21 protein-coding genes and 3 pseudogenes are annotated in these 26,101 nt (G+C 59.6%); 12 read left to right on the top strand and 12 right to left on the bottom strand.

The window, feature by feature from the left end; genetic code table 11:
• Positions 1-356: 356 nt before the first annotated feature.
• The 3 genes and pseudogenes from ACW9JE_RS07310 to ACW9JE_RS07300 all read right to left on the bottom strand — a co-directional run.
• Entirely contained in the window at positions 357-1,679 is a 1,323-nt protein-coding gene (locus ACW9JE_RS07310) for a DUF1329 domain-containing protein (RefSeq protein WP_457432338.1), read from the bottom strand.
• A gap of 371 nt (positions 1,680-2,050) precedes the next feature.
• Positions 2,051-3,025: pseudogene (locus ACW9JE_RS07305) on the bottom strand (methyl-accepting chemotaxis protein); the annotation flags it as partial.
• A 276-nt stretch (positions 3,026-3,301) separates the two neighbouring features.
• Positions 3,302-3,616: pseudogene (locus ACW9JE_RS07300) on the bottom strand (PAS domain-containing protein); the annotation flags it as partial.
• 432 nt (positions 3,617-4,048) lie between these two features.
• Here ACW9JE_RS07300 and ACW9JE_RS07295 point away from each other — a divergent pair.
• Positions 4,049-4,738 (top strand): tRNA (adenine(22)-N(1))-methyltransferase, encoded by a 690-nt coding sequence (locus ACW9JE_RS07295; protein WP_318011737.1) that lies wholly within the window; start codon positions 4,049-4,051, stop codon positions 4,736-4,738.
• Between the two features lie 210 nt (positions 4,739-4,948).
• On the opposite strand, the gene ACW9JE_RS07290 is transcribed toward ACW9JE_RS07295, so the two are convergent.
• The 4 genes from ACW9JE_RS07290 to ACW9JE_RS07275 form a co-directional block, all read right to left on the bottom strand.
• Positions 4,949-6,283: a CitMHS family transporter gene (locus ACW9JE_RS07290; RefSeq protein WP_224533039.1), complete on the bottom strand. Its 1,335-nt coding sequence runs from the start codon at positions 6,281-6,283 to the stop codon at positions 4,949-4,951.
• A 114-nt stretch (positions 6,284-6,397) separates the two neighbouring features.
• Positions 6,398-7,141, bottom strand: coding sequence for an acetoacetyl-CoA reductase (gene phbB / locus ACW9JE_RS07285; RefSeq protein WP_224533038.1), 744 nt, complete (start codon positions 7,139-7,141; stop codon positions 6,398-6,400).
• A gap of 133 nt (positions 7,142-7,274) precedes the next feature.
• Entirely contained in the window at positions 7,275-8,063 is a 789-nt protein-coding gene (locus ACW9JE_RS07280) for a hydroxypyruvate isomerase family protein (RefSeq protein WP_457432352.1), read from the bottom strand.
• A gap of 29 nt (positions 8,064-8,092) precedes the next feature.
• Positions 8,093-8,752: an aspartate/glutamate racemase family protein gene (locus tag ACW9JE_RS07275; RefSeq protein ID WP_224533036.1), complete on the bottom strand. Its 660-nt coding sequence runs from the start codon at positions 8,750-8,752 to the stop codon at positions 8,093-8,095.
• A gap of 175 nt (positions 8,753-8,927) precedes the next feature.
• On the opposite strand from ACW9JE_RS07275, the gene ACW9JE_RS07270 reads away from it, so the two are divergent.
• Positions 8,928-9,866: a GntR family transcriptional regulator gene (locus tag ACW9JE_RS07270; RefSeq protein ID WP_224533035.1), complete on the top strand. Its 939-nt coding sequence runs from the start codon at positions 8,928-8,930 to the stop codon at positions 9,864-9,866.
• On the opposite strand, the gene rraA is transcribed toward ACW9JE_RS07270, so the two are convergent.
• Positions 9,859-10,341 carry a ribonuclease E activity regulator RraA gene (gene rraA, locus ACW9JE_RS07265; protein WP_224533034.1) on the bottom strand — a complete coding sequence of 161 codons (483 nt, stop codon included), beginning with the start codon at positions 10,339-10,341 and terminating at the stop codon, positions 9,859-9,861. The two genes, ACW9JE_RS07270 and rraA, sit on opposite strands and share 8 nt — an antisense overlap.
• Before the next feature lie 261 nt (positions 10,342-10,602).
• Between rraA and ACW9JE_RS07260 the strand changes: the two genes are divergently transcribed.
• The 5 genes from ACW9JE_RS07260 (at position 10,603) to ACW9JE_RS07240 (ending at position 16,078) form a co-directional block, all read left to right on the top strand.
• Positions 10,603-11,673, top strand: coding sequence for an isocitrate/isopropylmalate dehydrogenase family protein (locus tag ACW9JE_RS07260; protein ID WP_224533033.1), 1,071 nt, complete (start codon positions 10,603-10,605; stop codon positions 11,671-11,673).
• 118 nt (positions 11,674-11,791) lie between these two features.
• Entirely contained in the window at positions 11,792-13,060 is a 1,269-nt protein-coding gene (gene otnK / locus ACW9JE_RS07255; RefSeq protein ID WP_457432337.1) for a 3-oxo-tetronate kinase, read from the top strand.
• Positions 13,050-13,931 (top strand): LysR family transcriptional regulator, encoded by an 882-nt coding sequence (locus ACW9JE_RS07250; protein WP_224533031.1) that lies wholly within the window; start codon positions 13,050-13,052, stop codon positions 13,929-13,931. The genes otnK and ACW9JE_RS07250 overlap by 11 nt, the downstream gene beginning before the upstream one ends.
• Before the next feature lie 45 nt (positions 13,932-13,976).
• Entirely contained in the window at positions 13,977-15,041 is a 1,065-nt protein-coding gene (locus tag ACW9JE_RS07245) for a lactonase family protein (RefSeq protein ID WP_224533030.1), read from the top strand.
• Positions 15,038-16,078, top strand: a complete 1,041-nt coding sequence (locus ACW9JE_RS07240) for an AbrB family transcriptional regulator (protein ID WP_224533029.1) — start codon at positions 15,038-15,040, stop codon at positions 16,076-16,078. Before ACW9JE_RS07245 ends, ACW9JE_RS07240 begins: the two co-directional genes overlap by 4 nt.
• A gap of 171 nt (positions 16,079-16,249) precedes the next feature.
• Here the strand turns inward: ACW9JE_RS07240 and otnC are convergent, their stop codons facing one another.
• The 4 genes and pseudogenes from otnC to ACW9JE_RS07220 form a co-directional block, all read right to left on the bottom strand.
• On the bottom strand, positions 16,250-16,888 hold the full coding sequence (otnC, locus tag ACW9JE_RS07235; RefSeq protein ID WP_224533028.1) for a 3-oxo-tetronate 4-phosphate decarboxylase: 639 nt from the start codon (positions 16,886-16,888) through the stop codon (positions 16,250-16,252).
• A complete protein-coding gene (locus ACW9JE_RS07230) occupies positions 16,885-17,838 on the bottom strand; it encodes a GntR family transcriptional regulator (RefSeq protein ID WP_224533027.1) in 954 nt (317 codons plus the stop codon). Before ACW9JE_RS07230 ends, otnC begins: the two co-directional genes overlap by 4 nt.
• Before the next feature lie 149 nt (positions 17,839-17,987).
• Positions 17,988-18,851, bottom strand: coding sequence for a methyl-accepting chemotaxis protein (locus ACW9JE_RS07225; protein WP_457432351.1), 864 nt, complete (start codon positions 18,849-18,851; stop codon positions 17,988-17,990).
• Positions 18,849-19,610: pseudogene (locus tag ACW9JE_RS07220) on the bottom strand (MCP four helix bundle domain-containing protein); the annotation flags it as partial. The pseudogene ACW9JE_RS07220 and the gene ACW9JE_RS07225, both read right to left, overlap by 3 nt.
• Before the next feature lie 304 nt (positions 19,611-19,914).
• Between ACW9JE_RS07220 and pyk the strand changes: the two are divergent.
• From pyk to ACW9JE_RS07195, 5 genes are all read left to right on the top strand, one after another.
• Entirely contained in the window at positions 19,915-21,363 is a 1,449-nt protein-coding gene (pyk, locus tag ACW9JE_RS07215) for a pyruvate kinase (protein ID WP_224533025.1), read from the top strand.
• Positions 21,364-21,437: 74 nt separating this feature from the next.
• A complete protein-coding gene (gene eno / locus ACW9JE_RS07210) occupies positions 21,438-22,739 on the top strand; it encodes a phosphopyruvate hydratase (RefSeq protein WP_457432336.1) in 1,302 nt (433 codons plus the stop codon).
• A 3-nt stretch (positions 22,740-22,742) separates the two neighbouring features.
• Entirely contained in the window at positions 22,743-23,540 is a 798-nt protein-coding gene (gene tpiA, locus ACW9JE_RS07205) for a triose-phosphate isomerase (protein ID WP_457432335.1), read from the top strand.
• A 75-nt stretch (positions 23,541-23,615) separates the two neighbouring features.
• Positions 23,616-25,241 (top strand): NADP-dependent glyceraldehyde-3-phosphate dehydrogenase, encoded by a 1,626-nt coding sequence (locus ACW9JE_RS07200; protein ID WP_457432334.1) that lies wholly within the window; start codon positions 23,616-23,618, stop codon positions 25,239-25,241.
• A 73-nt stretch (positions 25,242-25,314) separates the two neighbouring features.
• A complete protein-coding gene (locus ACW9JE_RS07195) occupies positions 25,315-26,031 on the top strand; it encodes a TerC family protein (RefSeq protein ID WP_224533021.1) in 717 nt (238 codons plus the stop codon).
• The last annotated feature ends 70 nt before the right edge of the window (positions 26,032-26,101 follow it).

The following is a 26,101-nucleotide window of genomic DNA, read 5'->3' as shown; positions in this document are numbered from 1 at the left end:
ACCTGTAAATGACAGAACACCCTCTAATTTGGCATTTATGAAGGTGGATCCAAGTATGTGGATGCCGCTTTTGGGCAAGAGGGGTGAAAAGTCGGATCTGGAAAAGTCAGAGTCGAGGGCGCGCAAAAGTGTCTGATGGAGGTCTGCTGCAATCAATTGTGGGAGCGGGCTTGCTCGCGAAGGCGGCCTCACAGCCAACCCGATTCTTGAGGATGTACCCAATCCAATTGTGGGAGCGAGCCTGCTCGCGATGGTCGTCAACGATGACGCAGGAAACCTGATGCCCCGCGCTGTTTTTGAGCCCATCGCGAGCAGGCTCGCTCCCACAGGTCAGGTGGGGCAGGCATATCGCGGTGTTATCGAATCCCAGTCCCCGCCATCGCCTCCGGCACCCACTGCGCGGTCGACAGCGGCTGGATATAGCGAATCCCGCCGTGCGGCCCGACCACGCCGTTGATGTTGTAGGTGCCCCGAGACAGGTCGTAGGTCATGAACGGGGTGGCGTCGGGCACTTGCTGGTCATAGCTCTGGCTGAAGAAGGCGAAGGAGCCGCGGTAGAGTTGGCCGCTGGTGTCGTATTGGTCGGAGGCCAGGGCGGCCCAGGTGTCTTCATCCAGGTAGAAGCGGCGCTTTTGGTAGATGTGTTTGGCGCCTGGCTTGAGGTTGCCTTCCACCACATAGACCCGGTGTTTTTCCCAGCGCACGAAGTCCGGGGAGATGAAGTTTGGCGTGGTCAGCGACTTGGCGTCGTGCACGTAGGTCAGTTTGTAGGTGTTGTAGGGCACGATCATTTCGCGCTTGCCCACCAGGGTCCAGTCGTACAGCTCCAGCGCGCGGGCGGTGCCGGGGTTGGGGGTGTCGTAGGCCAGGATCGAGATCTGTTTGACCCGGCGCTGACCCGGCAAGTACTGCCAGGCACGGCCCGGGTACTGCACCGGGTTGCTGGCGTTCTTCAGCATGATCGACTCGCCGGCCCGACGCGCAGGGCCGGTGTAGGACAGCTTCAGCTGGTGATAGATGTCGGAGTTGTTGAACGGCTTGGACAGGTTTTCGTAGATCGGAAAGGAAACGAACGCCTCGCCGCTGACCGCCAGGCTCGGCACGCCCGCCGCGTCGACGTTCCAGGAATCGTACTTGGAGTGGATGTTCACGCCCTGATAGCGCAGCAGGAAATTCCACATCGCCTCGGCGCCGGACTGCGGGATCGGGAAGGGCACGCCGGGCAGCACGTTGTCGATGGCGGCGCCACCGTCCAAAGACTTGGCGGCGGTGGCATTGCGGCGGCTGTTGTTAAGCACCGTCTGTGGCAGCGATGCAGTGCGGTGGGTCGGATAGACGTCGATGCGGTAACCGGGGTAGCGCTTGGCCAACTCCACGGTGGTGGCGGTCAGCAGGCCTTTGTACTGATCGACGTTCCTGCCGTTGATCACCAGCAGCGGCTTTTCGTTGGCAAACGGGTCGGGACGCATGCTGTCGCCGGTCTTGAAGCCGGCGGGAGCGGTGGTCAGGCCACCGTTGTAAGGGGGAATCGAGCCGTCGGCGTTGCGGGCCTTTTCGGCGCCGACCAGGGTCAGGCTGGTGCCCAATCGGGCGGCTTCCTGACTCGATACAACGGCATGGGCATTACAGCCGAGCACTACCAGGGGCAGGGCTGCCAGCAGACTTTTCACGAATGTCATCTTGTTATTTCTCCTGCCGGGCGTACCTGGCAACTCGTGACTGAAGTGGAGCAGTCGCGTACGGCGATCGAGCGCCGGAGGTTTTTTGTTGCTGACATTAAAAAGCCCCCAAGGAGGGGGCGCTTTTCATTTGACGACAGTCAGTTGGCTTTTGATGACAAGCCCGAGGCGGGGGTGTTGGCGGCCGGAGTCAGACCATGCCGATGAACGACAGGATAAACAGCACGATCACAACGGCACCGACGAGGTAAATGATGTTGTTCATGACTTCACCGCTCCATTCAGTTGGGATGTGAAACAGGCGTGGAAATACAGAGATGTCTAAACAGCTGACATCTCTGTTTACCGTTCCGTTCCCCCGAATGCGGCGTCTATCGGTTGAAGCGCTCCGCCAGGCTGTGCAGGTAATCGGCCATCGCTTCCAGATCCCGACTGATCGCCGCCCCTTGCTCGGCCTGCCCGGCACTGTGCTCACAGAGCTGGGCGATGCGGGTGATCTGCTGATTGATGTCCTCGGTCACGTGGCTTTGTTCTTCCGAGGCCGAGGCCATCTGCTGGCTCATGTCGGTAATCCGGCTGACGGCCTGGCTGATGCCCACCAGCGCCGACTGCACTGCCTCCACACGCTGCATGCTTTCCCGGGAAATCTGCTCACCGCGGCTGGCCGTCGACACGGCGCGGTCGGCACCCACATGCAACGACGTGATGATGCCGTGGATCTGCTCGGTGGAGGTGCGGGTGCGTTGGGCCAGGGAGCGCACCTCGTCCGCCACCACGGCAAAACCCCGACCCTGTTCGCCGGCCCGCGCCGCTTCGATCGCCGCATTGAGTGCCAGCAGGTTGGTCTGTTCGGCGATGGCGGTGATGACATCCAGCACGCTGGCGATCGATTGCGTCTCGCTGGCCAGAGTATTGACCGCCTGACCGATCTCGTTGACGGCCTCGTTCATGGTTTGCATGGCGTGCAGGCTTTGCTGGGCCAGTTCCTTGCCTTCGCGGGTCAGCTGGTCGGCTTCGGAGGCGGCGTGGGCGGTACTGAGGACGTTCTGCGTGACCTGCTGATTGGTCGCCGCCATCTGCGAAATGGCGGCGGCGGACTGGTCGGTCTCGCTGCGCTGGCGGTCCAGCGACTGGGCCTGCGAACCGGACAGTTCGGACGATTGCGCCGCCTTGGCTTTCACATTGACCCCGGCATCGAACAGCCGCGACAACGCCGTCTGCAGGCGGGCCTCTTCGCTGAACATGGCCATGTCCAGCCGGCCCTGGGGGCCGTGGTTGTCGCTGAAGGTGAGCGCCACCAGCGGATCGGAAAAGGCTTTTGGGTGTTCGGCGAGGGTGTGCTCGATGGCCTTGCGATGGCGGGCGTTGATCAAGAACCAGGCGATCCCCAGGCTCGTCAGCATCACACCCTGGGCCGCCGTTCTCGCCAGCCACTGATCGGCGAGCAATGAAACCGCGCCGGCCAGCAGAATCGGCCAACCGTGCTGCAGCGGCCGAAGGATCCGCGCGCTCAGCGAAACGACCGGCTTGCCGGCACGCATCCTGGCGTAGAGCGCCGAAGCCCGACGGATCTGCTCACGGGTCGGCACCGAGCGCACCGACTCGTAGCCGCTCAGGCGGCCGTTTTCATGAATGGGCGTGACGTAGGCACTGACCCAATAGAAATCACCGTTCTTCGCGCGGTTTTTCACGATCCCCATCCAGGGCTTGCCTTGCTTGATGGTGTGCCACATGTGGATGAACACCCCCGGCGGCATGTCGGGGTGGCGAACCAGATTGTGGGGCTGGCCGACGAGCTCGTCGTAGGTGAAACCGCTGATGGCGACGAAGGCGTCGTTGCAGTAGGTGATGCGGCTACCCAGATCGGTCGTGGAGATCAGGCGCTGGTCGGCGGGGAACAGTCTTTCATGCTCGGTTATTGGCAAATTCACACGCATGGGGGCGCGATTCCTCTTCGGATTATTAGTATGAGCGCAGCCTGTGAACCGGAACGCGAGGCACGCCGATATGCCCGGTCCGGATTCGGCTGGGGGTTTTGTTCTACGTGGAATTTGCCGGTGTGGACCGCGCATTGGACGACACGGGCTTTTCATTTCATGACAGCAAGAGGCGCAGACGATGAGTGGCTTACCGCGCTTCAATTGTGGGAGCGAGCCTGCTCGCGATGGTCGTCAACGATGACGCTGACAACCTGACACCCCGCGCTGTTCTGACGTTCATCGCGAGCAAGCTCGCTCCTACAGAAGGGGCGTTGTCCGCCAAATCAGTGACCCCGGTCGCATAAATTTGAAATGCACCGCAATGCCCGACAGAATCGCCCCCCGATCCGGCCCTGGGCGCCGGACGTTGGTGGTGGGAAGGGGTTGCAGTTGAACGAACAGACATTGTCCATGCGCCTGGAACGGGTGGCGGCGCATGTGCCGGCGGGGGCACGCCTGGCGGATATCGGCTCGGATCATGGGTATCTGCCGGTGGCGTTGATGCACCGTGGCGTCATCTCGATGGCGGTCGCGGGGGAGGTGGCGTTGACGCCGTTCCATGCCGCCACGCGCACGGTGCGCGAGAACGGCCTGGAACAGGAAATCACTGTGCGCCTGGCCAACGGTCTGGCGGCCATCGAGCCAGGCGATGAGATTACCGCGATCAGCCTGTGCGGCATGGGCGGCGAGACGATCCGCGACATCCTCGACACTGGCAAGGCGCGTTTGAGTGGTCAGGAACGCCTGGTCCTGCAACCCAACGGTGGCGAGCAGCCGTTGCGCCAATGGCTGATGGATAACGGCTATCGCATCCTCTGCGAAGAAGTGCTGCGCGAGAACCGCTTCGACTACGAAATCATCGTCGCCGAACGCACCGGCCCGGTGACCTACACCGCACAAGAACTCTACTTCGGCCCGCTGCAGCTGCAGACCCGCACCCCGGCGTTTCTGGCCAAATGGCAACGCCGACTGCGCCAGAAGCAAAAGACCCTCACCAGCTTCACCAAGGCCCAGGCCGTGCCCGAGGAAACGGTGCAGGACATCGCCCGACAGATCCAATGGATTACCCACATTCTGTAGGAGCCGAGCTTGCTCGCGATGGTGGTCAACGATAACGCTGGCGGTCTGACGCCCCGCAGTGTCCTGGCGTGCATCGCGAGCAAGCTCGCTCCTACAGAGGTCGTCAAGGGATGATGTGGGAGGGCCCAGAAACAAAAAATCCCGGAGACAGTCCTGTTTCCGGGATTTTTCGTTATCGGGCAATGCCCATGTAAAAGAGGAACTCTTGCATCAGACCCCGGCCGCCAGAGGGAACAAGCCCAGGACCAGGCACACCGCCAGAATCAGGAAGCTCAGCGCAAAGGCCCATTTCATGGTGTATTTCTGGTGGTCGCTGAACTCGACACCTGCCAGACCGCAGAGCAGGTAGGTCGATGCAACCAGCGGGCTGAGCAGGTGCACAGGTTGGCCCACCAGCGAAGCCCGGCCGATTTCGGCGTGGGTAATGCCATAGACTTCGGCAGCCTTGGCCAACACCGGCAGCACGCCATAGTAGAAGGCGTCGTTGGACATGAAGAACGTGCCCGGAATGCTCGCCAGTGCAGTGATCGGCGCCATGTACGGGCCCCAGGTTTCCGGCAGCATGGCCAGGAAACTTGCCGACATCGCATTGACCATGCCGGTCCCGGACAGGATGCCGGCCAGGATACCGGCTGCCAGAAAGATTGCGATCTGGTTCAACGCCGTCGGGGCGTGGGTGGAGATGCGGCGACGCTGATCGTCCATGTGCGGGTAATTGATGACCAAGGCAATCGAGAACGCGACCATGAACAGAATGGACAGAGGGAGAATCTCGGTGACCAATCCCGCCATCAGGGTAATGGTCAGGCCGGCGTTGAGCCAGAACAGCTTTGGTCGACGCAGTTCGGCGTTTTCATCCGACATGGATGGCAGGCCTTCGTCAGCCTCATCGTCAAACACGGTGGCCGCGGCACCTACCGACAGGCGCAGCGTACCCAGGCGCTGGCGTTCGCGAGTGCCGACGAACCAGGCCAGGCCCAGAACGCCGATGAACGCCACCACCATGACGGGGATCAACGGGATAAACAGCTCGGAGGTGTCGACCTGCAGCGATGCTGCGGCACGAGCCAGCGGTCCGCCCCAAGGCAAAAGGTTGGTCACGCTTGCGGCAAGGATCACGACGCAGGTGAGCGACAGCGGATCGATTCTCAGGCGTTTGAACAGCGGCAGCATGGCCGTGACGGTGATCATGTAGGTTGTCGATCCATCGCCGTCCAGCGAAACCAGGCCGGCCAGCAGTGCGGCAAACACCACGGCTTTCATGGGGTCGCCATTGATCAGCTTGATGAACTTGCGAATGATCGGATCGAACAGGCCGGTATCGAACATCACACCGAAATAGAGGATCGCGAACATCACCATGACCGCAGTCGGCGCCACTTTGCGCAGGCCTTCGATCATCATGTCGCCCATGTCCGGGCCGAAGCCTGCCAGCAGAGCGAAGACGATCGGAACGGTGGTCATGGCCACCAAGGGTGACAGCCGCTTGGTCATGATCAGCGCCATGAAGGTCACGATCATGCCGTAGCCGAGGATTGAGAGCATTTGTATCACCTTGACGTAAAGTACAATTGTTTTTATGGGATCTGCGCTCAAAGCGCATCAAGGTTCCCGCTGTTTTGATTGTTCCAGCAGGTGCTGCCGAGTCTCACACGAGGATCAGCTCATGTGAAGGCCACCATTGAGGGAGAAGTCGGCACCGTTCGCGTATCCGGCCTCGTCAGAGGCGAGCCAGGCGCACATGGAGGCAATTTCCTCCGGGGTGCCGAGGCGACGAGTGGGGATATCCTGGATGATGCGGTCCATGACGTCGTTGGTGGTAACCGACTTCAGCTTGGCTGTGTCGATGTAGCCAGGCGACACGGTGTTGACGGTGACACCGCGAGATCCCACTTCCCGTGCCAGGGCGCGGGTGAAGCCGCGGATCGCGGACTTGGCGGTGGAATAGTTGACTTGGCCGACCTGACCGAGCTGGGCGTTGACCGAAGAGATATTGATCACCCGTCCCCAGCCTCTCTCGACCATGCCGTCGATCACCTGCTTGGTGACGTTGAACAGCGAGTTGAGGTTGGTGTCGATCACGGTGGACCAATCACTGGGCTGCATATCATGGAACACGACATTGCGGGCCGTGCCGGCATTGTTGATCAGGACATCCACCGGGCCTACGTTCTTTCTGATCTGCTCGAACGCTTCGCGGCAGGAATCCCAGTCCGCGACGCTGCCCTCAGAGGCGATGAAGTTGAAGCCCAGCTCCTTCTGCTGAGCCAGCCAGGTGTCCTTCAATGGGGAGTCGGGACCGCATCCCGCAACCACGGTGAAGCCGTCCCGCGCCAGTCGCTGGCAAACTGCTGTGCCCAGATTACCCATACCAGCAGTTACGAAAGCGATTTTCTTGGTCATGCGTTAACTCCTTTTGTGTTTTTTGTGGGGAGCATTGCGTGCAACCTTCAAGGGCTACTGGCGCTTAATAAACTCCAGTCGAAATTGTTTTGCAAGTTAACGCAGTACAATTTCTCCAAAAGGAAACGTTTTCTTACCAACGGTCATTGTCTCGGGCAGCGGGTTTCAATGTTTGCCACAGACCATCGAGTCCCTCCTGCGTGGAGTGAAGAGGGCGATACTCGCATCCCACCCACCCTCGGTAATCGTTGTCCTCAAGGATCGCGAGCAGTTTCCTGAAGTCGATACTGCCGGTGCCTGGCTCATGTCGCCCCGGAAAATCGGCCACCTGGATATGGCTCACCCGTGGCCACCACTGGCTCAGCTTGCGCAGGCAGTTCTCGCCCAGACGCTCGGTGTGGTAGGTGTCCAGAATCAGCCCCAGCTGGGGATGGGTCTCCAGCAGAGGCTGCGCCAGCTCGAAGCGGCTCATCAGGTAGCCAGGAACCTGCGATGAACTGATGACTTCAATCAACGGCTCGATGCCTTCTCCGGACAAGAACTCGACCGCGTACCGCAGATTGCGTCGATACAGACCGTAATCGGCAATCGCCCCGAGTTCGCTGACCGAAGCCCCGGACATCAGGTGGAGTTTGCTGCAGCCCAGTGCCCTGGCGTAACGAACGGCCTGGCGCAGCTGAGCCAAAAAATCCTGTTGTGAGGTGCACAGTCCGGTCGTTCCTTTGGTCGAACCGGCAGGCGCGGCGAACTGCACCATCTGCAATTGATGTTCTTCGAGGCGCTCGGCGATCTCCAGCGCCTCGTAATCGTAGGGTGATGGAAACTCGACCGCTCGAAACCCTGATTTCGCAGCGGCAGCGAACCGCTCGAGAAAGGGCAGCTCCGTAAACTGGAAGCCAATGTGTGCGTTCAACCTGATCATGATGTGCTCCTTCAATCGCGCAATCCGCATCACGCCTTCAGCAGCCGGCGCAGCTTCAGCACGGCGCTGTCGGGCGTGGTCAAAACCCTGAGCCCACTGGCCTGGCTGGCCTGTTGCGCAGCGCTGGTCATGGAGAACTGCGCGAAACACAGCAGTTCACTGCCCGTCGGCAATCGAGCCGAATCTACGATCAAGGCGTCGTGACGTTGGGCATTGCCTTGGCGCAGCTCATCGAATGCACCGGGGCAAACACGGGTCTCGAGTTCAAGCCCGATGCCAAGCTGGCGGGCATGGTCCATGAACTCTTCCGTCATCGAGGCGATGGCGGGCTCGAAGGTCGCGAGGATGGACACCTTGCGTGTGTGCTCAAGGGCCTCTTCGATCATGGCTTCATTGGGTTTGAGTACCGGTATCGTCAGGGAGCGTTTGCACAGATCGATGGCGCCCCCGAATGCCGAGCAGGTAAACAGGATGGCGTCGGCGCCAGAGTCGGCGGCATAGGTTGCAAGCTTCAGGAATCGCTCATTCAAGGCTTCGGTGATTTCACCGGCCTCTGCCAGGTCGCCTGAAAGAGAGTCCTCCAGCAGATTGGCTAGCCTGGCCTGCGGCCAAAGCCGGGTAAACGCCTCTGTGATGGGGGCGATTGCGACCGGTGTTGCATGGATGAGATAGATGCGTGGTGCTTTCATTGCGGTTCCTGACTTGGTTGCGGATCGGATTGATGTACGGTGATTGCCCGGTAATCCAGTGACGTGTTGATGCGCGGCAGGTGTGTTATTTTTCTTCATCCGCCTCTGAAACCCGATTCTCATGAATTCAGCAGAAACGCCTCCTGATCAACCATTGACGGGCACCCAGTCCAAAATGAAACCCAGGATCAAAAAAGACCTCGCCGAGCAATTGGCTCCCAAGATCATCGACATGGCCAGGGCCAGATCGATGCGCGCGGGTGACCCTTTGCGCGAGGAGTCCTTTGCCAAGGAGCTGGGCGTTTCCCGTTCGCCGATTCGCCGTGGTTTTGCGTTGCTGGCCGAATTGGGGTTGGCGACAAAAGAGCCCAATCGCGGCTACTTTCTGACGGCGGATGCGCGAGGCATCGACAGTCGCAAACTGCCTCTTGAAATTGATCCGTTCGAAGACTTCTACCTGCGCGTTGTCGATGACGTGTTGCGCGGTGACATCCCCACGACTTTTTTCGAAGCCGAGCTGATGCGCAAATATGAGGTGCCCCGGGGGCAGCTCATGAAAGTCCTGAACCGCTTGACCAATGAGGCGATGATCGAGCGCAAGCCGGGGCAGGGGTGGGAGATCAACAGCTTCTTGCACGACTCCAAGGCGCATATCCAAAGCTACCGTTTTCGAATGGCGATCGAGCCGGCTGCCGTACTGGAACCTGGCTACGAGGTGGATAAGGCCGCGTTTGCCAAGGCCCGTGAAGTCCAGCAGCAATTGCTCGACGGCGACATTTTCACCCTGTCGCGATCGCAGCTGTTTCAGATAGGCGCACAGCTTCATGAGCTGGTGGTTCGTTGTTCCGGCAATGCCTTTTTCCTCGAGGCGATCCGCAGGCAAAACCAGTTGCGTCGATTCATGGCCTACAAGGCCAACGTCGACCGCCCCCGGTTGATCAACCAGTGCAAGGAGCACATCCATCTTCTGGACCTCATCGAAAGTGGACAGCGCGAAGCCGCTGCGGAATTTTTGCGAAACCACCTCGATGTCGTCGGCCGCCAGAAAACGGACAAAGAGGCCAAGGATGAGCTGGAGTACCAGCGCAGCCTCGAGGTATCGGTCGTCAGTTAGCGTGGGGCTCGTTCAGAAGCACCACACCGTCATCATCGCCATACAGTTGATCGCCGTCGGCGATGGTGTGGCCGGCGAACTCCACCGACATTCCAATCTGTCCTTCGTTGCGTTTGACCGTTTTACGCGGTGACGTGCCCAGTGCCTTGATGGCGATCGGCATCTGGCGCAACGCAGCCTTGTCGCGGATGTAGCCGTAGATCAGCACGCCCGCCCAGCCGTTTTTCACCAGGTCCTCGGCAATCACATCGCCAAACAACGCGTAGCGATCACTGCCACCTCCGTCCACCACCAGCACCCGGCCTTGGCCGGGCAAGCTGCTTATTTCCTTGATCCTGGAATTGTCCTCGAAGCATTTGACGGTGAAGGCGCGTCCGGCGAAATCGTTGCGGCCGCCGAAGTCCTGAAACAGGGGGGTTAGCACGCGGATGGTGTCCGGGTATTGATCGCACAGATCGGATGTTTTGACTGTCATGAAGCTGTCTCCAGGAGGGTTTGATGGGTGACCGTTGAGCGCAAAGGTTGCACAAACTGAATATTCATGCAATAAAATGCAATCTGTCGAAGGCGAAAACGACACTGCTCCGGAAAATCACAGGACGAACGGGAGCAAATGGTTAAGGACTTCGCCTCGCCAATATTGTACTTTGTATTTACAGCGTACAGAAATGGGGCTGGTTTTCCTGACACGCCGGCTTCGAACAATTCAGCTCAAACAATAAGCAAGGGGTTAGCGATGCGTATTTTGGTTCTTCCTGGTGATGGTATCGGTCCGGAAATCGTTGAGTCGTCGATGTCGGTGCTCAAGGCTGCCAACACAAAATTCGATCTGGGCCTGAGCTTCGATTACGACGATGTCGGCTTCACGAGCCTCGATAAATATGGCACCACCTTGCGTGATGAAGTGCTGGAAAAAGCCAAGGGTTATGACGGCATCATTCTGGGCACTCAATCCCACGCCGACTATCCAGTGCCTGAAAAGGGTGGTCGCAACGTTTCCGCCGGTTTCCGTATCGGCCTGGATCTGTATGCCAACGTGCGTCCTGCCCGTACTCGTCCATTCCTGACTTCGAACATGAAGGAAGGCAAAACGATGGACCTGGTCATCATGCGCGAAGCCACCGAAGGCTTTTACCCGGACCGCAACATGAGCCGCGGCTGGGGCGAAGTGATGCCGACCCCTGATATGGCTTTATCCACGCGTAAAATCACTCGCCATTGCAGCGAGCGTATCGCGCGTCGTGCCTTCGAGTTGGCCATGAAGCGTGGCAAGAAAGTCACCGCCATCCACAAGGCCAACAGCTTCCACATGACCGATGGCCTGTTCCTTGAGTGCGTTCGCGACGTCGCCAAGGACTTCCCGGAGGTCGCGCTGGACGACCTGCTGGTCGATGCCTCGACCGCCCACCTGGTGCGCAGCCCTGAGCGTTTCGACGTGCTGGTCGCCACCAACTTCTACGGCGACATCATCAGTGACCTGGCCAGTGAGCTGTCCGGCAGCCTGGGTCTGGCGGGCTCCATGATGGCTAGCGACAGCCACTGCTGCGCTCAGGCGCAGCACGGTTCCGCTCCGGACATCGCAGGTCAGGACAAGGCAAACCCGGTATCGATGATTCTCTCCGTGGGCATGCTGTTGCAGTGGATGGGTGAACACCACAACAACCAGGCGCTGATCAAGGCCGGTCTGGAAATGGACAAGGCGGTCGACGTGGTGCTGAAGGATCCGAAACAACGTACTCCGGATCTGGGCGGCTCCAGCGGCACCAAGGCGTTCGGTGAAGCGGTGGCCAAGATCATCCTGGGCTGATTGACCGGGGCGGCATGAGATTCATGCCGCCCCTGTCTGGTTTGAGTGCGCGATACACAACAAGAATTTGCCTGTTCTTCCCAGGGTTCACTCAGGAAGAGGGCACGAGGAGAGAACAGTGAGTCAGTTACTACTGGGTTGCATCGCTGACGATTTCACCGGCGGTACGGATCTGGCCAGCACGCTGGTGCGAGGCGGGATGCGCACGCTGCAGGTGATCGGCGTACCGCAAGGGCCGCTGCCGGACGATATCGATGCGGTCGTCATTGCCCTGAAAAGCCGCACCATCAGTCCCGACGAAGCGGTCAGTCAATCGCTGGAAGCGCTGGCGTGGTTGCGCGCAGCCAACTGCCAACAGTTCTTCTTCAAATATTGCTCGACGTTCGATTCGACGCCGCGCGGGAACATCGGCCCTGTAGCCGATGCTCTTGCCGATGCACTGGGTGTGTCATTTGCTGTGGCATGCCCTGCGTTTCCGGAAAACAAACGCACGATTTTCAACGGACATCTGTTCGTCGCCGATCAGCTGCTCAGCGAGTCCGGGATGCGCAATCACCCGTTGACACCCATGACCGACGCCAATCTGGTCCGGGTGCTCCAGCAGCAGACCGGCAAGTCGGTTGGCCTGGTTGCACACTCGGTTGTCAGCAAGGGCGCACAGGCTATCTCCACCGCCTTTGCCGAACTCTCGGAGCAAGGCCGCGGCTATGCCATTGTCGATGCGATCGATGATGCCGATCTCTACGCGATCGGGCAGGCCGTGGCCGATCACAAGCTGGTGACCGGTGGTTCGGGGGTTGCCCTTGGGCTGCCAGAAAATTTCCGTCGCGCAGGCTTTTTGACGGATTGCGCAACGGCCTCGACCTTGCCTGTGATCACGGGGCTGGGCGCGGTGGTTTCCGGTAGCTGTTCGGTGGCAACCAACAGCCAGGTCGAGCACTGGCAGAAGACTCATCCAAGTTTTTCTCTCGATCCTCTGCTCCTGGCCAATGGTCATGATCAGGTCGCCGAAGCGCTTGCCTGGGCCAAGGACTTGATTCGACGAGGGCCGGTTTTGATTTACGGCAGTGCCCAGCCGGAGACGGTCAAACTCGCTCAACAGAAGCTGGGTGTCGAAGCCGCGGGCCAGATCGTCGAGGATGCGCTGTCGGCCGTTGCAGTGGGCCTGTATGAAATGGGTGTGCGCAAGCTGGTGGTTGCCGGTGGCGAAACCTCGGGCGCCGTGGTCAAGGCGCTCAAGGTCAAGGCCTTGAGAATCGGCGCCATGATCGATCCGGGTGTGCCCTGGACCCTGGGCTTGCGGGACGACCCGATAGCCTTGGCGCTGAAGTCCGGCAACTTCGGAACGGTCGACTTCTTCGAGAAGGCATTGGCCAATGCGCCATGATTTGCTCAGCCTGGAAATTTTCATGGCCGTGGCGGAGCAGCGGAACCTGACCAAGGCTTCGCAACTCTGTCACCTGGCCACGTCGGCGGTCAGCAAACGGATCAGCGAGCTGGAAGAGAAAGTCGGCTCGCCGTTGTTCGTTCGTTACCCCCGGGGCATGGAGCTGACGCCCGCCGGGCTGTCGCTTCGGCATTACGCCCAGCAAGTGAACGAAACCCTGCAGAAGATGGATCAAGAGCTGAGCGAGTACGGGGCCGGGATAAAAGGGCATGTACGCCTGCACGCCGTGACCTCTGCGCTCGCCCAGCAACTGTCGATGGACATCGGCACGTTCCTGGCGACTTACCCCGATATCCGCTTCGACATCGAGGAACGCGTCGGCGCGGCGATCGTGCGAGCGGTCGCCGACGGGCGTGCCGACGTCGGCGTGATCGCTGAGCAAACCCCTTCATTAGGGCTCGAAACGCTGGGTTATCGAGCTGACGAGCTGGTCATCGCCGTGCCTGAGCGGCACCCGCTGGCCGGACAGTCCCAAGCCCGTTTCGAGCAAGTGCTGCAGTACGAATTCATCGGGCCCCACGCGGAAAGCTCGGTACATCTGCTGCTGACCGAGCAGGCAGCCCTGCTGGGCAAGACGGTGCGGCAGCGAATTCGTGTGTCCAGTTTCGAGTGCATGTGCCGGATGGTATCGACCAATCTTGGCGTCTGCATTCTGCCGCGCGACGCGTTGCGCCCTTATCTGCGTTCCTTTCAATTGCAGGCAATCACGCTTGCCGAGCCCTGGGCCAGGCGTCAGTTGCTGGTGATCGCACGGCGTTTTGAAAGTCTCCCTCCCACCGCCCGCGCTTTCGTCGCCCATCTGACTTCGTGACAGGTGAAAGACAGGCTGCGGATGCCTACACCTTGAGATAAGTACATGTTCATTTACGTCGGCTGTCGTACCACTCGTGAAAGAAACGCCCGCGGAGACGGCATCAATGTCTATGGCGTCGATGCTCGGACAGGGCGGATGTCTCACGTTCAACGGGTCGACGGTCTGGTGAACCCATCGTTCCTGGCGCTGAGCAAACGACAGGATTTCCTGTACTGCGTCCACGGCGATACGGATCAGGTCAGCGCATTCAGGGTCAATCCCGACGGCACGCTGGTGTACCTCAACAGCCAGAGCACTCAAGGCCACAACCCGGCTCATCTGGCAGTTTCACCGGAGGGTGGATTCCTGTTGGTGAGCAACCATTACAGTGGGTCCGTGGTGGTCCTGCCCATACTCCCGTCGGGTGAGCTGGGCGAGTTGTGCGACAAGGTTCTGACCGAGGGGCCGATTGGTCCGCATCGAGTCGAGCAGAAAGGCCCGAAACCGCATTTCAATCCGTTCGATCCCAGCGGCAACTGGGTGGTTGTGCCGGACAAAGGCCTCGATCGGATTTTTACTTATCGATTCGACGCGGTGGCGGGCAAGTTGCACCCGGCACCGTGCCCGTTCGCCTATACGCGCAAAGGGGCAGGGCCGCGGCATGTGGCGTTTCATCCGGTGCTGCCGTTGGTGTATTCGGTCAATGAGCTGGACTCGACCGTCACCACCTACACATTGAGCGTCGACAACGGTGCGCTCGTTCCCCAGCAGGTCGTCTCGGCGCTGCCTGAATCCTTTACCGGTGACAGCACGGCCGCAGAGATCGAGGTCGATCGGGCAGGGCGATTCCTGTATGCCTCCAATCGTGGCAGCGACACCATCGCGACCTTCAGCATCGATCAGCAGACAGGCTGGCTTTCTTTCCTGGGCGCGACGCCAACGAAGGGGCGCACTCCACGGTTTTTTGCCTTGGCACCCGATGGAAAGCTGATGTACGTCGCCAATGAAGACAGTGATTCGATTGTTGTTTTCAGCGTTGATCCGCACACCGGAGCGCTGACCGAGACGGGGCAGGTGATCGAAACCGGAAGCCCTGTGTGCATGGTTTTTGCGGAACCCAGAACATGAAGTCGTTCTTCACTTCGTTCGGTATGTGGTGGGCGACGCCAATCATTGGCGTTATCGGTGCATTGGCTGCCAGTTATCTGAACTGGCCTTTGCCCTGGATCATCGGTTCGATGCTGGCGGTGATCGTCGTACGTTGCCTGGGCTGGCGGGTAGGGGAAATCCCCAATGGTCGCCTGAGCGGGCAGTGGATGATCGCCACTTCCATCGGCCTGCACTTCACGCCGGTGGTTCTCCAGCAGGTCCTGGGTCATTTCGTGATGATGATCTTCGCCGCCTTTCTGACACTGCTGCTGGCGCTGCTCGGCATCGAGTTCATGAGGCGTCGCGGGATGGATCTGACGACGGCGTTCTTTGCCTTCATGCCGGCAAATTTTTCGGAAATGATCCAGTCCGGCATCCGGCACAAGGCCAACGTCAGTCAAATTGCCGCGGCGCATAGCGTTCGTTTGGTGTTGATCGTGCTGTGTGTGCCGCCCGCGTTTTTCCTGATGGAAAAGATGCTGCCGACGGCGGCCCACGCCCGTTTGCCTGCCGATTGGTACTGGCTGGCACCCCTGTTGTTGGGAGGCGCGCTGATGGCCATGCTCTGGAAACGGTGCGAGTTGCCCAATCCATGGATGTTCGGGCCAATGGTGTTCTGTGGTTTCTTCACCGCCAGTTTCGATTTGCAAACGGCGTTGCCTGTGGAACTCAGCCACTATGGGCAACTGATGATCGGCTGTGCGCTGGGCGGTTACTTCGATCGCCAGTTCTTCAGGGCGTCCCCGACCTTTCTGCTCAGCGTCGCGCTGTTCACCCTGACCATGATCGGTTGCACGGTGGCGCTGGCATTGGGAATGGGGTTGCTGCTCGGATTCCCGCCGATGACCATGGCCCTGGGCATGATGCCGGGCAGCAGTACTGAGATGTATCTGACGGCCGAAGCTTTGAACCTTGGCGTGGGGATCGTCACGGCGATGCAGATCATGCGCCTGGTGGTAGTCATGCTCTGCGCCGAACCGGTACACAAACTCTGGTTGAAACGCATCAGTCGTTAACCACCGCGCTTCCTGTAGCAGCTGGCGCAGCCTGCGTCCGGCTGCGCAGCAGTCGTAAAACCTGTGCACCGGAACTGCCTGATGACAGTAGCGCCTGAATTTGCGACTGCTTCGCAGCCGGACGCAGGCTGCGCCAGCTGCTACAGGTCTTGCGGGGACTCGGCGGGCGTATCACCACTTGACCGAGAACACGCGACGCAATTCTTCGATGGCTTCTTCAGCCAACGGCGCCGGCTTGGGGTTGCTCATCATCCAGAGCCTGGCCGTTTCCTCAAGCTCCTCCAGCGCAAAGCTGGCTTTCGAGACGGAGGTCTCCCAGACAACCGGGCCCAGGCGTTCCAGCATCACGCCTCGTACGCTGTTGGCCAGCAGGGCCACTTGGGCGGCGACGTCCGGCGAGCCCGGGCGCTGATAGGCGATCAGCGGAATATGGCCAACCTTCATGACCTGGTAAGGTGTCAATGGCGGCAGGATATCGTCCTTGCTCCAGACGCCGGCGAGTGTCAGTGCGACCAGCGAAGTCGAGTGGGTGTGGACCACGCCATTGACTTCCGGATTGCGGTCGTACACCTGACGATGCAGTTCCAGGGTTTTCGACGGTTTGCTGCCCGAAACCCAAGTGCCGTCCTTGCTGACTTTCGCAATGTCCTGCGGTTGCAATCTGCCCAGGCAGGCATCGGTGGGCGTGATCAGCCAGCCATCTTCCAGGCGTGCGCTGATGTTGCCGGCGCTGCCGACCGTATAGCCCCGTTCATACAGGCTCTTGCCGACGACGCAGATTTCTTCGCGCAGTTGTTCTTCGCTACTCAAGGCGTGCTTTCCTCTAAAAGTGATGTGAGGCCTGTCATGGAGGGGGAGGCCTCGGTGGATTCCGGTCGCAGTTTGAGAATCGGCGACTTGTGAGCGAAGGAGCCGCTCAGGTGCTGTTTCATCAGGTGAGCGGCTTCAAGGTTGTTGCCTTGCTCGACCAGCTCGATCATTCGGATGTGTTCGGCGCATTGTTTGAACAGGCGTTTGCGGTCGATCATCGAGCGGTACTCGATCAGCCGGCGCATGTTGTTCATCTGCACCAGAATCATGTGGTACAGCGGATTGCCGGAGAGCTTGATGAACTCTTCATGGAAGCGAATGCCGTTTTTCAGCAGAACGTCCGCCGGCAGGGTGTCGATTCCGCCGTTGAGCATGTCCTGCTGTTCCTTTTTCAGGCGTTGCAGCTTGGCCAGGTCATGCAAGTAAGTCGGCTCCAGCAACGCCGCCGGTTCGATGAGCGAGCGTACCTTGTAGATCTGTTCCAGGGTCTCCGGTGTCTTGGCCACATCGAGAAAGCGCCAGCCATAACCGGGCTTGGGTTCGGCCCAGCCGACCTTGGCCGCACGGTTGAGGATGTCGATGACCTGGGCCTTGGTGAGGTTGTAGCGGGTGCGCAGAAACTGCTCGGTCACTTCCCCCGGGATCGCGTTGTTCAGCCAGTCCTCGGAGAGCCGGTAGTACTCGTCGGGCTCTTCCAGGGGAAGCACTTCATCGAGAATCCGCGAAGGATCCAGTACAGCTTCCAGCACAAAGAAACCGCGGTTGGGCAACTGCTCGAGCACCTTTTGCTCCGAGAGCAGTACCAGGGCCTCGCGCGCCGGCGATCGCGAGACGCTGAATTCGTCGGCGACTTTCTGGGCGCTCAGGTGGTTGCCCGGCGAGAGTTCGCCGGTCTGGATTTTTTGCCGGATTTCGGCGGCAATTCTTTGTACGAGGGCGCTTGAGGCCATATGGGTGTTCACTTGTTCAATGGAGTGGCGACGCTCGCGGTCCGGTGGATGTCGAGCCGTCGAATCGGTTGAGGCAATGGCCTGATTCGAACAGGTTTCGTCGCCGATGACTACTTTTTAACGTGGCATTATGCAAAAACTTGCACCGGTTACAGCTTGAAGTGCTGCACCAGTGTGTTCAGTTCCACCGCCAGATGCCCGAGGGACAAGGACGCGTTGCTGGTTTGCTGCGAGCCTGTCGCCGACTGTACCGAAAGGTCGCGGATGTTCAGCAGATTGCGATCCACCGAGCGCGCGACATGGGCCTGTTCTTCGGTCGCGGTCGTGATCATCAGATTGCGTTGGTTGATGTCGTCGTTGGCGGCAACGATTTCGGCCAAGGCGCTTTGCGTGGAGTTGGCCAGTGACAGGGTGAGGCGCGTGTTCTCGCTGCTGCTGAGCATGGTGGCGACGGCGCAATCGGTTCCGCTCTGGATCCCGCTGATCATGTCTTCGATTTCCCTGGTCGACTGCGCGGTCCGGTGGGCGAGGGCCCGCACTTCATCGGCTACGACGGCAAAACCCCGGCCTGCGTCTCCTGCGCGTGCCGCTTCGATGGCCGCGTTCAAGGCCAGCAGATTGGTTTGCTCGGCGATGGTACGAATCACGTCCAGTACCTTGCCGATGCCCTGCGCCTGTTCTGCCAGGCTTTCGATCTGACTTGAGCTGAGCTGCACATCCCGGGTGAGTGTTTCTATGGCCCCCAGGGTTTGGATCATGCGCTGCTGGCCTTTGAGGGCAATGTCCCGGGATGCCACGGAAAGCTCGGAGGTGGACAGCGCATTGCGCGCCACTTCCTCGATTGCGGCGGTCATCTCGGTGACCGCCGTGGCTGCCTGCTCGATTTCGGCATGCTGCTGTTGGATGTCCTGCCCGGACGCCTCGGTGACGGTGTTCAACTGAGCGGTTGCGCGGGTCAATTGCCTGGAGGAACCCGAAATCTGCCCCAGGGTCCTGATCAGATTGCTCTGCATGGTTTCAAGGGATTCGAGCAGGCGGGTGGCCTCGTCGTTGCCGGATGGGGTGATCGGCTTGCTCAAGTCTCCGTCGGCGATGGTTCTCGCTGCCTTCACCGCTTCATGCAGGGGAGCGGTGATGCTGCGTGTCAGCAGCCAGGCCACCAGGATCGTGCCGATGCCCACCACAATGATGACCAGCAGCACGCCTCTGACCGCGCGCTGGTAGGCCTCGATCGATTGATTGCCTGCCGCTTCCGCGCCCTGGTTCGAGCGGTCGATCAGGTCGTCGAAGTTTTTCGTCATCCGGTCGTACGAATCCCTGATGGTCATCAGAAACTCCCGGGCACCGCTCTTGTCGCCCTGGCGGGATCGCTTGAGCAATTCCAGATGATTGTTTGCGTACACATCAAGACTGGTGTTGAAGGCGTCCAGACGAGCTCTTTCTTCATCGTTCGTCAGCAGTTGCGCGTAGGTTTGCATCTGCTCGCGGACCTGCTGCAAGCGGCCCGCGGTCTTGTCTTCGTAGGACTGCATGTCTTTTTCGCTGACCGAAAGGATGTGCTGCATCGAACCCATCCTGTAGCGATTCAATGCCGCGTTGGCCGCGCCCAGGGCGCGGACGCGCTGCAGCCAGTTGTCCTTGATCTGGATCGACTGGTCCTGCACCTCATCGATCTGGCGCAGTGCGAACACCCCTAGCGCAATGCTCAGGGCAGCGATGACGACGAAGCCGAAAACCATCCGGCTGGCGATCGAGAAGTGTCTTGGCAGCATGAGCAATGTTCCTTCGGCAGAGTCGAGCGATCCGGTCCTGGCCGGATGCGAGTAGTTGTGTCGACTAAAATATCATTGCATTTTGGTGTGTTAATGTGCCAAGCTTTTTTCAGGCGATTATCCCTGAAAACTTTCAGGAGTCCTTTGTTAAAGCCTTTTCGCAAGGACTTTTTGAGCTTTTGTTTTCAATTCGTAAAATCCGATTGCATCTCATTAATTGGTTATTGGCGTGTAAATAACCATCGATAACAACCAGATTTCCTTTGCGTTCAATAATAAAACCCTGTTCGAGGAATCATCTGTCATGCAGCGCAGAACCAAGATCGTGGCCACGTTGGGGCCAGCAACAGAATCATTCGAAGCCATCGAGGGGCTGGTGAAAGCGGGCGTGGATGTCGTGCGTCTGAATTTTTCCCATGGCAAGGCTGAAGATCACATGGCCCGCGCCAGGCTGGTGCGTGAGCTGGCGGCCAGGCATGGTCGCTTTGTGGCGATACTGGCTGACCTGCAAGGTCCGAAGATTCGTATCGCGCGTTTTGCCGAAGGAAAAATCATCCTCGAAAAAGGTCAGCAGTTCGTTCTCGACGCTGCGCTGGACAAGAACGCCGGGGATGTGGAACGCGTCGGTATCGACTACGAGGCGCTGATCACCGATAGCCGTCCTGACGACATTCTGTTGCTCGACGATGGCCGGATCGAGCTGAAGGTCCTGCAAGTCGAAGCGACGCGATTGATCTGCGAAGTGCTGGTCAGTGGGCCGCTTTCGAACAACAAGGGCATCAATCGCAAAGGCGGTGGGTTGTCGGCATCGGCGTTGACCGAGAAAGATTTCGCCGATATCAGGACGGCCGCGCACATGCAGGTGGACTACCTGGCCGTGTCGTTCCCTCGGGATGCCGCAGACATGCATCTGGCTCGCCGGATGCTCCACGAGGCAGGCGGGCAGGCCGGCCTGATCGCCAAGATCGAGCGCGCGGAAACCGTCAATGACCTGAGCGTTCTCGACGCGATTATCGAAGCCAGCGAAGGGGTCATGGTTGCCCGGGGTGACCTGGGCGTCGAGATTGGCGACGCGGAGCTGGTCGCCGTGCAGAAACTGATTATCGAACGCGCCCGCACGCTCAATCGCTTGGTGATTACCGCGACCCAGATGATGGAGTCGATGATCACTCAATCGATGCCGACTCGCGCTGAAGTGTTCGACGTGGCCAACGCCGTGCTCGATGGCACCGATGCGGTGATGCTCTCCGCGGAAACCGCCGCCGGTGCCTATCCGGTCGAGACGGTCGAAGCCATGCACCGGGTCATCATCGGCGCGGAGAAACACCCGCAATCCCATCGATCCAGGCATCGGGTGGACCAGGTGTTCCACAAGATCGACGAGTCCATTGCGATGTCGGCCATGTACGCCGCCAACCATCTGCATGGTGTCAAAGCCATCATCTGCATGACTGAGAGTGGCGACACCCCGCGCCTGATGTCGCGCATTCGCTCGCACCTTCCCATCTTTGCCTTCTCTCGCAACCGGGCGACCCAGAACCGGGTCACGCTTTTTCGTGGCGTCACCACCATTCCGTTCGACAGCGACGACTTCATCCCTGAACAGGTGAATGAGAAAGCCGTTGCCGAGTTGACCCGACGAGGCGTGGTCAAGGCCGGCGATCACGTGCTGATCACCAAGGGCGACTACGCCAACGCCCAGGGCGGCACCAACTCCCTTCGTGTCGTGTGCGTCGGTGAAACCATTCGCTGAGGGAGCAAGACTGATGAGCAAAACCCGTTTCACAGATAACCAGGCGCCGCAGAACCAGCCGAAGGGAGCCATCCATGCTTAGTAAAAACAGCTTCATTCAACAAATCGCCGCTCGGGAAATTCTGGACTCTCGGGGCAATCCCACGGTCGAAGCTGTCGTGACACTCGCGTGTGGCATCAGCGCAACCGCCAGCGTTCCCTCTGGTGCATCGACAGGCTCACGTGAAGCGCTCGAATTGCGTGACAATGCCGCGCGCTACATGGGCAAAGGCGTGATGCGCGCGGTCGAGAATGTGAACAACCCGATCCGCGAATGCCTTGTCGGACTGGATGCCTTGAACCAGCGCGAAATCGACAACGTCATGATCGCCCTGGATGGCACCGATAGTAAGAGCATACTGGGCGCCAACGCGATTCTTGCCGTGTCCCTGGCGACCGCCAAGGCTGCGGCCAAGGTGCAGAACATTCCCTTGTACGAGCACCTGGCGGCGTTGTATGGCTCGCCGGGCAAATTCAGCATGCCGGTGCCGATGATGAACATCATCAACGGTGGCGAGCATGCCGATAACAACATCGATATCCAGGAATTCATGATCCAGCCCGTCGGTGCGACTTCGTTCCGCGAAGGCCTGCGCATGGGCGCCGAGGTGTTCCATTGCCTGAAGAAAGTGCTGGCGCAACGGGGCTTGAGCACGGCGGTTGGCGATGAGGGTGGATTTGCGCCTTCGCTGGCGTCCAATGAAGAAGCCCTGATTGTGATCATGGAGGCGGTGAGCCGGGCAGGTTACGAACTGGGCAAGGACATCACGCTGGCACTCGATTGCGCAGCGTCCGAGTTCTACGAAGGCGGCCAGTATGTGCTCGCCGGCGAGGATCAGGCATTCAACTCGGCAGGTTTCGCCGATTACCTGGCGATGCTCTGCGACAAGTACCCGATCATCTCCATCGAGGACGGCATGGACGAAAGTGACTGGGACGGCTGGGCAGGGCTGACTCAAAAGCTCGGTCATGTGCAGTTGGTGGGCGACGATCTGTTCGTGACCAACACCAGCATTCTGCGCGAGGGCATTCGCAAGGGGATCGGTAATTCGATCCTGATCAAGTTCAACCAGATCGGCACGCTGAGCGAGACCCTGGACGCCATCCGCATGGCGCAGGATGCCGGTTACACCGCCGTCATTTCTCATCGCTCGGGCGAGACCGAGGACACCACGATCGCCGACCTCGCCGTGGCCACCTGTGCGGGACAAATCAAGACCGGCTCGCTGAGCCGCTCCGATCGCGTCGGTAAATACAATCGCTTGCTGCGCATCGAGGAGGCCTTGCAGGAGCGGGCGCCTTACAACGCGTCCGCGCTTTTGAACCGGAGCGCTTGAGTCATGCCGATCGAATCGAACAGAAAACCCCTGGTGATCGGCAACTGGAAAATGAACGGCAGCAGCGCCGCCAATGCTTCATTGCTGCGTGGCGTACTTCCGCTGATCTCGATCTTTGAAAGCGTGGATGTAGCGATTTGTCCGCCGTTTCCCTACCTGACAACTGTCGCCGATTTGCTGGACAACTCCGACGTTGGCCTTGGTGCGCAGAATCTGAGTGAGCAACGCTCGGGTGCCTGTACCGGTGAAGTCAGCGCTTCGATGCTCCACGATGTCGGCTGCCGTTTCGTGTTGGTCGGTCACTCGGAGCGGCGCACCCTTTACGCGGAGGACGACGAGCTCGTCGCAAACAAGTTTGCAGCCGCACTGCATGCCGGACTGATCCCTGTTTTGTGCGTTGGCGAAACCCTTGAACAGCGCCAGCGCGGCGAAACCCGGGCGCTGGTCACCACCCAACTCAATGCTGTGCTGAAGGTTGTCGGCATAACGGATCTGGCCAGGGGCGTCATCGCCTATGAACCGGTCTGGGCCATTGGCACCGGGGAAACGGCGACGCCCGGGCAGGCGCAGGCGGTGCATCGCCACATACGCCAGTGGTTGGCGGACCGGGACCGGACAGCCGCTGCCCAATGCCGGATTTTGTACGGCGGCAGTGTGAAGGCCGACAACGCCGAACAATTGTTCGGACAACCGGATATCGACGGCGGCCTGATTGGCGGTGCCTCACTGGATGTCCAGTCCTTCGCGGCCATTTGCCGGGCCGCTCAAACCGAGCCTGCGAGCGAATCCATCGCGATCTGAATTCTTTTGAACGTGCAGGTGCTGCCTGGGTCACCGATTCAGGCCGCACCGAGTGCTAGCGCTGAGGTATGAAAAATGAGTTTGAACAATCCGCTGGAAGCACTCTTTCCGAGTGCTGACGAGATCCCTGCCGCTTATCGTCCGGGGCCGGCCATCGAGCAGCGCGAGTATCTGGTCAATGGCGAACTGAGGTTGTGGGAGGGACCGCTCGCTCCGGTGCGCAGCCCTGTTTGCCTGAAGAAGGAGTCGGGACTCGAGACCGTCATTCTGGGCAGCACGCCGTTGCTGGATGCTTCGACTGCCATGAGCGCACTGGATGCCGCCGTGCAGGCTTACGATCGCGGTCAGGGCGCATGGCCCACCCTGCGCGTGGTCGAACGCATTCGTCACGTCGAGGCGTTCCTCAAGCGCATGCGTGAACAGCGCGAAGCGGTGGTGACGTTGCTGATGTGGGAGATCGGCAAGAACCTGAAGGACTCCGAGAAGGAGTTCGACCGCACCTGCGACTACATTGTCGACACCATCAATGCCTTGAAGGAACTGGATCGTCGTTCCAGCCGTTTCGAGCTTGAACAGGACACCCTGGGGCAGATTCGGCGCGTGCCGCTGGGCGTGACGCTGTGCATGGGGCCTTACAACTATCCGCTCAACGAAACGTTCACCACGCTGATCCCGGCGCTGATCATGGGCAACACCGTGGTGTTCAAACCCGCCAAGTTCGGGGTGCTGCTGATCCGGCCGCTGCTGGAAGCCTTCCGGGACAGCTTTCCGGCAGGGGTCATCAACATCATTTACGGCAGCGGTCGGGAAACCGTCAGTGCCTTGATGGCCAGCGGCAAGATCGATGTCTTCGCGTTCATCGGTACCAACAAGGCCGCCAGCGATCTCAAGAAACTTCACCCCAAGCCACACCGCCTGCGTGCTGCGCTGGGGCTGGATGCGAAAAACCCGGGCATTGTCCTGCCGGATGTCGATCTGGATAACGCCGTTGCCGAGGCGGTGACCGGCTCGCTGTCGTTCAACGGACAACGTTGCACCGCACTGAAAATCCTCTTCGTTCATGAAAACGTCGTGGGTGCCTTCCTCGACAAGTTCCAGCAGAAACTGGCGGGACTCAAGCCGGGCATGCCATGGGAGGCCGGCGTGGCATTGACGCCATTGCCGGAGCCGGGCAAGACGGAGTTTCTCACTGGCCTGGTCAGCGATGCTGTGAGTAAAGGCGCCGAAGTGGTCAATCCGGGTGGCGGCCGAGTCTGCGAAACCTTCTTCTACCCGGCCTTGCTGTACCCGGTCACCAGCGACATGCGCGTGTACCACGAAGAACAGTTCGGGCCGGTTGTGCCGGTGGTGGTCTACCGGGATCTGCAGACGGTGATCGACTACGTGCTAGATTCGGATTTCGGTCAGCAGTTGAGCATCTTCGGTAACAATCCGGCGCAAGTCGGACGGCTGGTCGATGCCTTTGCCAACCAGGTCGGACGGATCAACATCAATGCGCAGTGTCAGCGGGGGCCGGACAGCTTTCCCTTCAACGGACGTAAAAACTCCGCCGAGGGCACGCTGTCGGTGGACGATGCCTTGCGAGTGTTCTCCATTCGCACGCTGGTCGCCACCAAATTCCAGGAGAGCAACAAGACGCTGGTCAGCGACATCATCCACAACCGTGAATCCAGCTTCCTGACCACCGATTACATCTTCTAGAGGCAGCGATAACGACGCACGGGCATTGCCTTGGGCAATGCCTCTTTTTGAGCAATCGAGAATTTTTGACGTTATGGAATGGTTTCTCAATCCGGAAATCTGGATCGCGTTTTTCACCCTGACAGCGCTGGAGATTGTCCTGGGTATCGACAACATCATCATGATTTCGATTCTGGTCAGTCGCATGCCCAGGGCCATGCAGCCGAAAACGCGCTTCTTCGGCCTGGCATTGGCCATGGTCACACGCATTCTCCTGCTGCTTTCCATCACCTGGATCATGGGCCTGACTGCCGACCTGTTTCAGGTGTTCGGGCAGGGGATTTCCGGCCGTGACCTGATCCTGTTCTTCGGTGGATTGTTCCTGTTGTGGAAGAGCAGCAGCGAGATTTTCCAGGAGCTGGAAGGCGGGGAGGAGGGTGAGTCGGAGTTCGGCAAAAAGGGCGCCGGCTTTCTGAGCACCATTGTTCAGATCGCGATCATCGATATCGTTTTCTCGCTGGACTCGGTGATCACGGCGGTGGGCATGGTCTCCCATGTGCCGGTGATGATCGCGGCCATCGTGGTGGCGGTGTTGATCATGATGCTGGCGGCCGGGGCTATCAGTTCTTTCATCGATAAACATCCCAGCCTGAAGATGCTGGCCCTGGCCTTTCTGATCGTCGTGGGGGTGGTGCTCATCGCCGATGCGATGGGGCAGCATGTGCCCAAGGGGTATGTGTATTTCGCCATGGCGTTTTCGCTGGCGGTGGAGGCATTGAACATCCGGTGCCGGACTTCAAGAACGGCGTGAGGGAACACCCCCGCAAACCCGTAGGAGCAAGGCTTGCCCGCGAAAGCACCCGTACAGTCAACATCGATGT

Source organism: Pseudomonas sp. SDO55104_S430 (genome assembly GCF_054070595.1).
The sequence above is the reverse complement of the archived record's forward strand: the minus strand, read 5'-3'. Positions and strand labels throughout refer to the sequence as shown.